Origin of the sequence: Streptomyces broussonetiae, from assembly GCF_009796285.1 — a bacterium.
GTDB lineage: Bacteria > Actinomycetota > Actinomycetes > Streptomycetales > Streptomycetaceae > Streptomyces > Streptomyces broussonetiae.
Genome location: NZ_CP047020.1, coordinates 2208482 through 2221253 on the forward strand (window position 1 = coordinate 2208482; position 12772 = coordinate 2221253).

The 12772-nt window shown below is 70.2% G+C and carries 12 protein-coding genes; all 12 read right to left on the reverse strand.

Annotation, left to right across the window (positions count from 1 at the left end):
- Positions 1–63: 63 nt before the first annotated feature.
- Positions 64–2601: a GTP pyrophosphokinase gene (relA, locus tag GQF42_RS10140; RefSeq protein ID WP_158919311.1), complete on the reverse strand. Its 2538-nt coding sequence runs from the start codon at positions 2599–2601 to the stop codon at positions 64–66.
- Positions 2602–2874: 273 nt separating this feature from the next.
- Positions 2875–3423 (reverse strand): adenine phosphoribosyltransferase, encoded by a 549-nt coding sequence (locus GQF42_RS10150; RefSeq protein ID WP_158919312.1) that lies wholly within the window; start codon positions 3421–3423, stop codon positions 2875–2877.
- A complete protein-coding gene (secF, locus tag GQF42_RS10155) occupies positions 3420–4535 on the reverse strand; it encodes a protein translocase subunit SecF (RefSeq protein WP_158919313.1) in 1116 nt (371 codons plus the stop codon). The genes GQF42_RS10150 and secF overlap by 4 nt, the downstream gene beginning before the upstream one ends.
- Positions 4536–4538: 3 nt before the next feature.
- Entirely contained in the window at positions 4539–6335 is a 1797-nt protein-coding gene (gene secD, locus GQF42_RS10160) for a protein translocase subunit SecD (protein WP_199273043.1), read from the reverse strand.
- 144 nt (positions 6336–6479) lie between these two features.
- Entirely contained in the window at positions 6480–6983 is a 504-nt protein-coding gene (gene yajC, locus GQF42_RS10165; RefSeq protein WP_158919314.1) for a preprotein translocase subunit YajC, read from the reverse strand.
- 197 nt (positions 6984–7180) lie between these two features.
- Positions 7181–8251, reverse strand: a complete 1071-nt coding sequence (gene ruvB / locus GQF42_RS10170; RefSeq protein ID WP_158919315.1) for a Holliday junction branch migration DNA helicase RuvB — start codon at positions 8249–8251, stop codon at positions 7181–7183.
- A 26-nt stretch (positions 8252–8277) separates the two neighbouring features.
- Positions 8278–8883 carry a Holliday junction branch migration protein RuvA gene (gene ruvA, locus GQF42_RS10175; protein ID WP_158919316.1) on the reverse strand — a complete coding sequence of 202 codons (606 nt, stop codon included), beginning with the start codon at positions 8881–8883 and terminating at the stop codon, positions 8278–8280.
- Positions 8880–9419 carry a crossover junction endodeoxyribonuclease RuvC gene (gene ruvC, locus GQF42_RS10180; RefSeq protein ID WP_158919317.1) on the reverse strand — a complete coding sequence of 180 codons (540 nt, stop codon included), beginning with the start codon at positions 9417–9419 and terminating at the stop codon, positions 8880–8882. The genes ruvA and ruvC overlap by 4 nt, the downstream gene beginning before the upstream one ends.
- A 139-nt stretch (positions 9420–9558) precedes the next feature.
- Positions 9559–10311 carry a YebC/PmpR family DNA-binding transcriptional regulator gene (locus GQF42_RS10185; RefSeq protein WP_158919318.1) on the reverse strand — a complete coding sequence of 251 codons (753 nt, stop codon included), beginning with the start codon at positions 10309–10311 and terminating at the stop codon, positions 9559–9561.
- 48 nt (positions 10312–10359) lie between these two features.
- On the reverse strand, positions 10360–10965 hold the full coding sequence (gene pdxT, locus GQF42_RS10190) for a pyridoxal 5'-phosphate synthase glutaminase subunit PdxT (protein WP_158919319.1): 606 nt from the start codon (positions 10963–10965) through the stop codon (positions 10360–10362).
- A gap of 21 nt (positions 10966–10986) precedes the next feature.
- Entirely contained in the window at positions 10987–11892 is a 906-nt protein-coding gene (gene pdxS, locus GQF42_RS10195) for a pyridoxal 5'-phosphate synthase lyase subunit PdxS (RefSeq protein ID WP_158919320.1), read from the reverse strand.
- Positions 11893–12006: 114 nt separating this feature from the next.
- Positions 12007–12549 (reverse strand): LemA family protein, encoded by a 543-nt coding sequence (locus GQF42_RS10200; protein WP_158919321.1) that lies wholly within the window; start codon positions 12547–12549, stop codon positions 12007–12009.
- Positions 12550–12772 lie beyond the last annotated feature (223 nt).

Below are 12772 nucleotides of genomic sequence, written 5' to 3' on the forward strand. Positions count from 1 at the left end.
AAGGGCCCCGTACGCGCGTACGGGGCCCTTTCGCATGCGGCGGTCGGCGCTGCACGCTCGGCGCTACGACCGGGAGCGTCCCGACGTCACGCGGTACACGTCGTACACGCCCTCCACGCCCCGTACGGCCTTCAGGACATGGCCGAGGTGCTTGGGGTCGCCCATCTCGAAGGTGAACCGGGAGGTGGCGACCCGGTCGCGGGAGGTCTGCACGGCCGCGGAGAGGATGTTGACGTGCTGGTCGGACAGGACGCGGGTGACGTCCGACAACAGGCGGGAGCGGTCCAGGGCCTCGACCTGGATGGCGACCAGGAAGACCGAGGACTGGGTCGGCGCCCACTCGACGTCGAGGATCCGCTCCGGCTCGCGGGACAGTGAGTCGACGTTGACGCAGTCGCTGCGGTGAACCGATACGCCGCTGCCGCGCGTGACGAACCCGATGATCGGGTCGCCGGGCACCGGTGTACAGCAGCGGGCCAGCTTGACCCACACGTCCTCGACGCCCTTGACCACGACGCCGGGGTCGGCGCTGGAGCGGCGCTTGCGGCCACGGGTGCGCGACGGCGGGACCGCCTCGTCGATCTCCTCGGTGGCCGCCTCCTCGCCGCCGAGGGCCTGGACCAGCTTCTGCACGATGTTCTGCGCGGAGACATGACCCTCGCCGATCGCCGCGTACAGCGCGGAGATGTCCGAGTACCGCATCTCGTGCGCGAGGGTGACGAGGGAGTCGCCGGTGAGGATGCGCTGGATCGGCAGGTTCTGCTTGCGCATGGCCCGGACGATGGCGTCCTTGCCCTGCTCGATGGCCTCGTCCCGGCGCTCCTTGGAGAACCAGGCCCGGATCTTGTTGCGGGCGCGCGGCGACTTGACGAAGCCCAGCCAGTCCCTGGACGGCCCGGCGCCGGCCGCCTTGGAGGTGAAGACCTCGACCAGGTCGCCGTTGTCCAGGGTGGATTCGAGCGGTACGAGCCGGCCGTTGACCCGCGCCCCTATCGTGCGGTGGCCGACCTCGGTGTGGACGGCGTACGCGAAGTCCACGGGTGTGGCACCCGCGGGCAGCGCTATCACGTCGCCCTTGGGGGTGAAGACGAAGACCTCGTTGCGGGACAGGTCGAAGCGCAGGGACTCCAGGAACTCGCCGGGGTCCTCGGTCTCCTTCTGCCAGTCCAGCAACTGCCGCAGCCACGCCATGTCGTTGATGGCGTCCTTGTCCTTGCCGGAGGCCTTGGGCACGTCCGTGCGCACCTTGGAGGCACCGGCGACGGCCTCCTGCTTGTACTTCCAGTGCGCGGCGATGCCGTACTCGGCGCGACGGTGCATGTCGAAGGTGCGGATCTGCAGTTCGACCGGCTTGCCGTTGGGCCCGATGACCGTCGTGTGCAGCGACTGGTACATGTTGAACTTGGGCATCGCGATGTAGTCCTTGAACCGGCCCGGAACCGGATTCCATCGCGCGTGCACGGTGCCGAGGGCGGCATAGCAGTCACGGACCGTGTCGACGAGGACGCGGATGCCCACCAGGTCGTAGATCTCCGCGAAGTCACGGCCGCGGACGATCATCTTCTGGTAGACGCTGTAGTAGTGCTTAGGGCGGCCGGTGACGGTCGCCTTGATGCGGGCGGCCCGCAGATCGGCCTGGACCTCGTCGGTCACTATGGCCAGGTACTCGTCACGCTTGGGCGCCCTTTCGGCCACCAGTCGTACGATCTCGTCGTACATCTTGGGGTAGAGGATCGCGAACGCGAGGTCCTCCAGCTCCCACTTGATGGTGTTCATGCCGAGGCGGTGGGCGAGCGGCGCGTAGATCTCGAGGGTCTCGCGCGCCTTCTTCTCCTGCTTCTCGCGCTTGAGGTAGCGCATGGTGCGCATGTTGTGCAGGCGGTCGGCGAGCTTGATGACCAGGACGCGCGGGTCCTTGGCCATCGCGACGACCATCTTGCGCACGGTCTCGGCCTGCGCGGCCTCGCCGAACTTGACCTTGTCCAGCTTGGTCACGCCGTCGACGAGCAGGGCGACCACGTCGCCGAAGTCGCGGCGCAGGTCCTCGAGGCCGTACTCGGTGTCCTCGACGGTGTCGTGCAGCAGGCCCGCCATGAGCGTGGCGGGATCCATGCCCAGCTCGGCGAGGATGGTCGTCACGGCGAGCGGATGCGTGATGTACGGATCGCCGCTCTTGCGCTTCTGGCCGCGGTGCCAGCGCTCGGCGACCTGGTAGGCACGCTCGATCTGGCGCAGCGTGGCGTTCTCGATCTTGGGGTCGTTGCTGCGCACTATCCGCAGCAGGGGCTCCAGGACCGGGTTGTAGGGGTTGGCGCGCTGGACGCCGAGGCGGGCCAGGCGGGCGCGGACGCGGTTTGAGGAGCCGGTGCGCGTGGGCTGGCCGACCGGCTGGCGCACCACGGGCGGTTGCACCGGGCGCTCCGCGGGGGCGGGCTTGGGACGGGAGGCCTCGGCAGCCTTCTCGACGGGCGCCGACTGGGCGTGCTCGATCGGCCCGCGAGTGTCGTTCTTCGCGTCGGACGTGTTCGGCGCGGGCTTGGCCGCGGGCGCCGAGGCGGGCTCGGGCTTGGCGGCGGTCAGTGGCTGGGCCTCGTCTGGCAAGAGGGCTCCTCGTGCGCGATCCGGGTCCCCCGGTCAGGCTCCGGAGATCCCATGGTAGCGATCCTGCGGCTGGTCATCGCCTTCAGTCCGCTGTCAGGACCGTCTGCCTGTGCAACGCATGAGGCCACGGCCGGATTCCGGGAGATGGATTGGCGGTGTGCGGGGGGCGTGCGGAGGGTGTCCTGAACATGGTCGCGCGGGCGCCCGCCCGCATGCGTACGGCCGCCCCGGCGCGGTGCCGGGACGGCCGTACGACAAGAATCGCAGGGTGGGTCAGACCTGAAGCAGCGCCTCCAGCGGGGCCCCCGCGAGGGCCGGCTCCAGGCGGGCGCGGCCGCCGAGGAAGCCCAGCTCCATGAGGACCGCCAGGCCCGAGACCTGGGCCCCGGCGCGCTGGATGAGGTGGATCGCGGCCTCGGCCGTACCGCCCGTCGCCAGCACGTCGTCGACGATCAGGACGCGGTCGGCGGAGGTCAGGTCCTCGGCGTGCACCTCGATCTCGGCCGAGCCGTACTCCAGGTCGTAGGCCTGGCGCAGCGTCGCTCCGGGGAGCTTGCCCGCCTTGCGGACCGGGATGAAGCCGAGGTCCGCGCGGACGGCGACCGGGGCGCCGAGGATGAAGCCCCGGGCCTCGAGGCCCACGACCTTGGTCGCGCCGGTGTTGGTCGCGATCCCGGCGAGCGCGTCGGTGAGCGCCGTGAAGGCGGCCGGGTCCGCGAGGAGCGGGGTGATGTCCTTGAACATCACCCCGGGCTCGGGATAGTCGGCCACGTCACGGATACGGCTGAGCAGCAGCCCGGTGATGTCTGCCAGCTCGGTCATCGGCGCTTCCCGGAAGGTCGGCCGCCGCGGCCACGGCTGCGGGACGCGGGCTGGTTGCGCGGGCCCACGACGGCGGCGGCGGTGTCGTCGGAGCTGTCGTCCACGTCCCCGGCACGGTCGGCCGCCAGCTCGTCCTCGGCGGCGGCCTGGGCGCGCTTGGCCAGGACCCGCTTGGTGAGGGCCTTCATCGCGGGCTCGCGCTCCTTGAGGTCGGCGACGAGCGGCGTGGCGATGAAGATCGAGGAGTACGCACCGGCCGCGAGGCCGACGAACAGCGACAGGGAGATGTCGTTCAGCGTGCCGGCACCGAGGAAGCCGCCACCGATGAACAGCAGACCGGCGACCGGCAGCAGCGCGACGACCGTGGTGTTGATGGAGCGGACCAGGGTGCCGTTGATCGACCGGTTGGCGATCTCGCTGTAGGTGAAGCGGGTCTGCTTGGTGATGTCCTTCGTCTGCTCCTTGAGGCTGTCGAAGACGACGACCGTGTCGTAGAGCGAGTAACCGAGGATGGTCAGCAGACCGATGACCGTACCGGGCGAGACCTCGAAGCCGACGAGGGCGTAGATACCGGTCGTGATGGTGATGTCGTGGATCAGCGCGACCAGGGCCGCGATGGCCATGCGCCACTCGAAGGCGATGGCCAGGTAGATCACGACGAGCACCATGAAGATCGCCAGGCCCTCCCAGGCCTTGTCGGCGATCTGCTGGCCCCAGCTCGGACCGACCAGGTCGGCGGCGAGCTTGTCGGGGTTGATCTTCAGGTCGTCGGCCAGCTTCTGCTTGATCTGGTCGGCCTTGTTGGTGTCGATGCCGGCGATCTGGATGCGCAGGCTGCCGTTGCCGAGCTTCTGCACGACCGCTTCCTGGCCGGAGGCGTCATGCGCGTACGTCTCCGCCTGGGTGACCGACGCGCTCATCTTGGTCGGCGTCGTGAAGACCGCGCCGCCCTGGAAGTCGATGCTCATGTTCAGCCCGCGCACCGCCAGGCCGACGATGGCCGTGATGGTGATCAGGATGGAGACGCCGTACCAGATCTTGCGCTTGCCGACGAAGTCGTAGCTGATCTCGCCGCGGTGCAGCCGGGCGCCGAGGTTGCCGAGTTTCGACATCGCTCACGCCTCCTTCGGGTCGACAGGGCCGGCGGCGGGACCGGCGGGACGGCGGGTACGGCGCAGCGGCGCCTTGGCACCCAGGCTCTTCGGGTCGAGGCCGGACCACTTGTGGCCGTTCGCGAAGAACGGGCGGCGCGCGAGGAGCGTCATCAGCGGCTTGGTGAACAGGAAGACCACGACGACGTCCAGCACGGTGGTCAGGCCGAGCGTGAACGCGAAGCCCTGCACCTTGCCGACGGTGACGATGAACAGGACGGCGGCGGCGAGGAACGACACGAAGTCGGAGACGAGGATGGTGCGCCGGGCGCGCGGCCAGGCCCGCTCGACGGCGGGGCGCAGCGTGCGGCCCTCGCGGATCTCGTCCCGGATGCGTTCGAAGTACACGATGAACGAGTCCGCTGTGATACCGATCGCGACGATGGCACCACAGACGGCGGGCAGGTTCAGTGCGAAGCCGATGGCCGGGCCGAGCAGCGACATGATCACGTAGGTCAGGATCGCAGAGACCAGCAGCGAGGCCATGGCGACGAGCGACAGGCCGCGGTAGTAGACCACCAGGTAGAGCACGACCAGGGCGAGACCGATCGCGCCGGCGAGCAGACCGGCGTGCAGCTGCTCACCGCCGAGTGCGGCGGTGACGGTGGTGACGGACTGCTCCTGGAAGGACAGCGGCAGCGCGCCGTACGACAGCATGTTGGCGAGGCTCTGGGCGTCCTGCTGGGTGAAGCTGCCGGAGATCTCCGCCTGGCCGCCGGTGATGGCGTTCTGCACGTACGGGCTGGAGACGACCTCGCCGTCGAGGACGATGCCGAACTCGTTCTGCGGCTGCTGGTTCTTGGCGAGCTGGCCGGTGATGTCCGCGAACTTCTTGGAACCGCTCGAGCTGAAGGTCATCTGGACCTGCCAGCCGGAGGCGCCCTGGGTGTCGAAGACGGCCTGCGCCTTCTTCACCTCGGTGCCGTCGACGGCGGCGGGGCCGAGCACGTACTTGTACCAGGAGCCGCGGATCTGGCCGCAGGCCACGGTGGGGTCGCCGGGCTTGGCGGCGCCTCCGACCTTGGCCCGCTCGGCGGGCTTGGTGCAGTCCAGGGCGGCGTACTGGGCCCGGAGCTTGGCGGCGTCTGCGCTTGCGCCGCCGGCGGAGGCCGAGGGGGTGGCCGACGGCTTGGCGCTGCCGGAGCCGGAGGTGCTCGGCGAGGGGGTGGAGCCGGCCTTCAGCGCGTCGGTGACGGCGCGGCCCTGGGAGGTCGCCGTGGCCGTGGGGGACCCGGAGGAGGAGCCCGAGGCCTTCTCCTTCGAGGAGGTGCTCGCGGAGGGGCTCGCGCTCGCGCCCGGCTTCGGCGAGGAGCTGCCGCTGGAGGATGCGCTCGGCGAGGGGCTCGACGTGGCGGTGCCGCTGGGCTCGCTGGCCAGGACCGGGCGGAAGTACAGCTTGGCCGTGGTGCCGACCTGCTGCTGGGCCTCCTTGGAGTTGGTGCCCTTGGGGATGTTGACGATGATGTTGTCGTTCCCCTGGGTCTGCACCTCCGCCTCGGAGACGCCGAGGCCGTTGACGCGGCGGTTCATGATGTCGACCGCGGTGTCCATGTTGGCCTTGTTGACCGCGGACCCCTGGTCGGCCTTCGCCTTGAGCGTGATGCTCGTACCACCGGCGAGGTCGATGCCGAGACGCGGGGTGGTGTTCCCGGAGAGGAACATGCCTCCGGTGAGCGCCACGATGGCGATCAGGATGAGGGCCAGCGAGCGCCCTGGCTTGCTCTGGGCACTCGCGCTCCGGCCCCTCTTAGGTGCTGCCACCTTCTCGTACTCCCTCTCGGGCCGCCCCGCGCGCTGGTCGTCGCGGTCGGCCATGACATGGTGTCGGGCTCCCGTGCGGGAAACAGACGCGCCCGGTGGTGCGCGGGGCGTGATTATGCCGCCTTGCGCACCACCGGGACATGGCTACTTCGCGTCGGAGTCGCCGTCGGTCTTCTTCGGCTCCTCGTCGGCCTTGGCCTCGGTGGCCTCGGCCGCGTCGGCGCCTTCCTCCGCAGCGTCCTTCTTACCGAGGTCGACGGCCTTGTCGTCGGAGGCGGCGGCAGCGGGCGAGTCGGACTCGTCGGTCTCGGTGAGGGAGGACGCGTCGTCCGGGACGATGTCGGCGTCGGACTTCAGGTCGTGCTCGATGCCGTGGACGATGCGGTTGTACTCGTCGTCGGTGAGGACGGCGCCGATCGAGTTCTTGGCGAAGAGAAGCTCGACACCGGGGCCGGCGTCGAGGAGGACCGTCTCCTCGCCCACCTCCTTGACCGTCGCGTACATCCCCCCGATCGTGCGGACACCGGAACCGGGCTGCATCTCGTTCCGCATGGAGGCGGCCTGCTGCTGCTTCTTCTTGGCCGAGCGTGTCATCAGGAACATGGCCGCGATGAGCACGATGAAGGGGAGAAGGGTAAACGCATTCACGGGACGGAGTTTCCTTCGCGCGACCGCGACGGAGAGCGGCCTGTTGACGGGGGTGTGGTCGGCGCCGCCCGCAAGGGCGGCATCGGCGGAGTCTAAGCGAGTCCGCGCGCATGGAACAACGCTCAGCATGGCACCTGGGTTCCTGCCCCCGCCAATGCCGTCGCTGTCACCGGGCCTGCGAGCCCGTCGCACCGCTGTCAGGTCCCGAACAGGTCCTCTTGTCCGTTTCCCCCGGCTGACGTGCGCGGCGGGGTGAGGCCGAGGTGCGCCCACGCGGCGGGCGTGGCGACCCGGCCGCGCGGGGTACGGGCGAGCAGGCCCTCCCGGACGAGGAACGGTTCGGCGACCTCCTCGACGGTCTCCCGCTCCTCCCCCACCGCGACGGCGAGCGTGGACAGGCCCACCGGGCCGCCGCCGAACAGTTTCAGCAGGGCTTGCAGGACGGCGCGGTCCAGCCGGTCGAGCCCGCGGGCGTCGACCTCGTAGACGGCCAGAGCGGCTTCGGCGATCTCCCGGGTGATCAGGCCGTCCGCCTTGACCTGCGCGTAGTCGCGAACCCGGCGCAGCAGGCGGTTGGCGATGCGGGGCGTGCCACGGGAGCGACCGGCGATCTCGGCGGCGCCGTCCGGCTCGATCTCGACGTCCAGCAGGTGCGCCGAGCGGTGCACGACCCGCTCCAGCTCGTGCGGCTCGTAGAACTCCATGTGCGCGGTGAAGCCGAAGCGGTCGCGCAGTGGGGGCGGCAGCAGGCCCGCGCGCGTGGTGGCGCCGACCAGGGTGAACGGGGGCAGCTCGAGCGGGATGGCGGTGGCGCCGGGACCCTTGCCGACGATGACGTCGACACGGAAGTCCTCCATCGCCATGTACAGCATCTCCTCGGCGGGCCGGGACATGCGGTGGATCTCGTCGAGGAAGAGGACCTCGCCCTCCTGGAGGGAGGAGAGGATGGCGGCGAGGTCGCCCGCGTGCTGGATGGCGGGGCCCGAGGTGATGCGGATGGGGGCGCCCATCTCGGCTGCGATGATCATCGACAGGGTGGTCTTGCCCAGGCCGGGCGCACCGGAGAGCAGCACATGGTCGGCCGTCGCCCCACGCGCGCGTGCGGCCCGCAGGACGAGGTCGAGCTGTTCGCGGACCTTCTCCTGACCGATGAACTCGCCGAGGTCCTTGGGGCGCAGGGCGGCCTCGACGGCCTGGTCCTCCCCGTCGGCGGACGCACCGACGAGCCGCTCGGCGGCGGGGGTGTCGGTGGTGTCGTCCCAGTTCATATACGTGTGCCTCGATCGTCGTGGGGTCAGCGTGCGCGGTTCAGCGTCTGCAGGGCGGCCTTGAGCAGCCGGCCGACCTGGGGCGTGCCGCCCGCGGCCTCGGCCTGGGGGGCCACGGCGGCGACGGCCTCGTCGGCCTCGCGGGTGGCGTAGCCGAGGCCGATCAGGGCCGCATGCAGCTGGTCGCGCCAGCCCTGGCTGACCGGCGCGCCGACCGCGGGGGCGCCGACGGTCTCGCCGAGGCGGTCCTTCAGCTCGAGCAGCAGCTTCTGCGCGCCCTTCTTGCCGATGCCGGGGACGGCCGTGAGGGCCTTTTCGTCGGCGGTGGCGACGGCACGGCGCAGCGCGTCCGGGGTGTGCACGGCGAGCATGGCCTGGGCCAGCCGCGGGCCGACGCCGCTCGCGGTCTGCAGCAGCTCGAAGACCTGGCGCTCGTCGTCGTCGGCGAAGCCGTACAGGGTGAGGGAGTCCTCACGGACCACCAGGGAGGTGTACAGCTTCGCGGGCCGGCCCATGCGGAGCGTGGACAGCGTGTTCGGCGTGCACTGGACGGCCATGCCGACGCCGCCGACCTCGACGACCGCTGCGTCGGGGGCGAGCGCGGCGACCGTGCCGCTGACGAAGGCAATCATGCCGTACGGCCTTTCGTTGCGTTGAGTGTGTGGCGGGCGACCGCCTGCTGGAGCCGGTTCTGGGCGGGGGCGCGCCAGATGTGGCAGATGGCGAGCGCCAGGGCGTCGGCGGCATCGGCCGGTCTGGGGGGTGCGGCGAGCCGGAGCAGCCGGGTCACCATGGCGCCGACCTGTGCCTTGTCGGCCCGGCCGGTGCCGGTGACGGCCGCCTTGACCTCGCTCGGGGTGTGCAGGGCGACGGGGATGCCGCGCCGGGCGGCGCACAGCATGGCCACGGCGCTGGCCTGGGCGGTACCCATCACCGTGCGTACGTTGTGCTGGCTGAAGACGCGCTCTACGGCCACGAACTCGGGCCGGTGCTCGTCCAGCCACTGCTCGATGCCCTCTTCGACGGCGAGCAGGCGGTGACTCAGCTCGGCGTCCGCGGGGGTCCTCACCACCCCGACGCCGAGCATGGTGAGCGGCCGGCCCGCGACCCCTTCGACGACGCCGACGCCGCACCGGGTCAGCCCGGGATCCACCCCCAGTACACGCACCGCGCCCCTCCTCCGGTCGGCCGACGATCACCTGCCGATCGCTTGTTCGTGCAGGCTATCGGGTGCCACTGACAACGCCGTACAACGCGACGGGCCGACGGGGTGTTGTCCCGTCGGCCCGTCGGCTAAGCCGTGCGCGCTACGCGTCGACCTTCTCCATGATCTCGTCGCTGACGTCGAAGTTGGCGAAGACGTTCTGCACGTCGTCGCTGTCCTCGAGCGCGTCGATCAGCTTGAAGATCTTCTTGGCGCCCTCCTCGTCCAGCTCGACCTGCATGGTCGGGACGAAGTTGGCCTCGGCGGAGTCGTAGTCGATCCCGGCGTCCTGGAGGGCGGTGCGGACCGCGACCAGGTCGGTGGCCTCGCTGAGCACCTCGAAGGACTCGCCGAGGTCGTTGACCTCCTCGGCGCCCGCGTCCAGGACGGCACCGAGCACGTCGTCCTCGGTCAGCTCGCCCTTGGGGACGATCACGACACCCTTGCGGTTGAACAGGTACGACACCGAGCCCGGGTCCGCCATGTTGCCGCCGTTGCGGGTCATGGCGACGCGGACGTCGGAGGCGGCGCGGTTGCGGTTGTCGGTGAGGCACTCGATGAGCACGGCGACACCGTTCGGGCCGTAGCCCTCGTACATGATCGTCTCGTAGTCGGCGCCGCCGGCCTCGAGACCGCCACCACGCTTGATCGCGGAGTCGATGTTCTTGTTCGGGACCGACTGCTTCTTGGCCTTCTGGACGGCGTCGTAGAGCGTCGGGTTACCGTCGAGGTCGACACCGCCCATACGCGCGGCGACTTCGATGTTCTTGATCAGCTTCGCGAAGAGCTTGCCGCGCTTGGCGTCGATCACGGCCTTCTTGTGCTTCGTCGTAGCCCATTTAGAGTGGCCGGACATCTGCCTGTCTCCTTCGCGTAACCATCCACATAACGAACGCCAGAGATCCTACAAGGACTCTGCCGCGCGGTTTGCGCGAACCATGTCCACGAACAGGGCGTGCACGCGGTGGTCGCCGGTCAGTTCCGGGTGGAACGACGTGGCGAGCGCGTTGCCCTGGCGGACGGCGACGATGTGGCCGTCGTGCTCGGCGAGCACCTCGGCCTCGGCGCCCACGGACTCGACCCACGGGGCGCGGATGAAGACGCCCTCCACAGGATCGCCCGGGATGCCCTGCACGTCGACCGTCGCCTCGAACGACTCGTTCTGCCGCCCGAAGGCGTTACGGCGCACGATCATGTCGATGCCGCCGACGGTCTCCTGACCCGAGCGCGGGTCGAGGATCTTGTCGGCGAGCATGATCATGCCCGCGCAGGTGCCGTAGACGGGCATGCCGTCACGCACGCGCGCGCGGAGAGGGCCCATCACTCCGAACAGGACGGCCAGCTTGGAGATCGTGGTGGACTCACCGCCGGGTATGACGAGGCCGTCGACCTCGGCGAGTTCCTCGGGGCGCCGCACCGGCCTGGCCACGGCGTCGGCCGCGGCCAGGGCGATGAGGTGCTCCCGTACGTCGCCCTGGAGGGCCAGGACGCCTATGACAGGAGTGTTCATGGGGTTCGGTTACCTGTGTGCTTACCAGCCGCGGTTCGCGTAGCGCTCGGTCTCGGGGAGGGTGTCGCAGTTGATGCCGACCATGGCCTCGCCGAGGTTGCGGGACGCGTCCGCGATGATCTTCGGGTCGTCGTAGAAGGTGGTCGCCTTGACGATGGCTGCGGCGCGCTTGGCCGGGTCGCCGGACTTGAAGATGCCGGAGCCCACGAAGACGCCCTCGGCGCCGAGCTGACGCATCAGGGCCGCGTCGGCCGGGGTGGCCACGCCACCGGCGGAGAACAGCACGACCGGGAGCTTGCCCAGCTCGGCGACCTCCTTGACCAGCTCGAACGGGGCGCGCAGCTCCTTGGCGGCGGCGTAGATCTCGTTGTTGTCGCAGCCGCGCAGCTTGGCGATCTCGCCCTTGATCTGGCGCAGGTGGCGGACGGCCTCGACGACGTTGCCGGTGCCGGCCTCGCCCTTGGAGCGGATCATCGCGGCGCCCTCGGCGATGCGGCGCAGGGCCTCGCCCAGATTGGTGGCACCACAGACGAAGGGGGTGGTGAAGGCCCACTTGTCGGAGTGGTTGACCTCGTCGGCCGGGGTGAGGACCTCGGACTCGTCGATGTAGTCGACGCCGAGGGACTGCAGCACCTGGGCCTCGACGAAGTGGCCGATGCGGGACTTGGCCATCACCGGGATGGAGACGGCGTCGATGATGCCCTCGATCATGTCCGGGTCGGACATACGGGCCACGCCGCCGTCCTTGCGGATGTCGGCGGGGACCCGCTCCAGGGCCATGACGGCGACGGCGCCCGCGTCCTCGGCGATCTTCGCCTGCTCCGGCGTGACGACGTCCATGATCACGCCGCCCTTGAGCTGCTCGGCCATTCCGCGCTTCACGCGCGCGGTGCCGGTCTCGGGAGCCTGGTTCTCGTTGGTGGACACGGATGACCTCACTGAAGGGAAAGAGGGTTTCTGCCTCACCGAGGAAACGCGAGTGGACCAGGCCACAGCAAGGGCCAATGGGAAGCCGGTGGATCCTTTTGGTTCACCTGGGGTTCAGCCGACCCGCTCCACCAGGGCCGCGGGCGGCTCGTCGTCCATCTCGAACGCCAGCGGGAAAGGGGCGTGGCCGGCGAGCCGGAACCAGCGGACCTTGCGGTGCCCACGGAGTCTGCGGGCGGCGCCCACGGCGTCGTTGTGGAAGCGGCGGGCCATCGGCACCCGGCGGACGGCCTCGGCCAGTTCACGGGCCGCCTCCTCGCCGCCCGGGGCCTCGCGTACCGCCTCCACCTGCACCGGGTCCTCGAAGACCGCGCGCAGCGCCTGGCTCAGCTCGCTCTCCGCGACCTCACGCTGCTCCTCCTCGGACTGCCGGGCCGCGTGCGCGGCCTCGTACAGCACGATCGAGGCGGCCGGGTCCAGCACGCCCGAGGTGGCCAGTTCCTGTGTCACGGAGGCCCGTCGCAGCAGCTGCGCGTCCAGGGCGGCGCGCGCGGCGTCCATCCGCACGTGCAGCCGGTCCAGCCGCCCGGCGGTCCAGCTCAGATACACGCCGATCGCGACGAGAACGACAAGGATCCAGATGAGGGTTGCGGTCACGCCGGAAGGCTATCGGCTGCGCGCGGGCGCCCTTCCTGCCAGTCCCGAGCCCCGGCCAACCGGACGAACCCTCCCGGACACGCCCGGATCGTCGGTCCCGTACGAGGGCTGTCATCCCGTACCGGGGCTGTCCGTCCCGGACCAGGGCCGTCGCTCCCGTACCCATGCCGCCGTCCCGCCCGGCCCCTCGGCCCGTACCAGGGTCGTCAGGAACGCGCCCCGG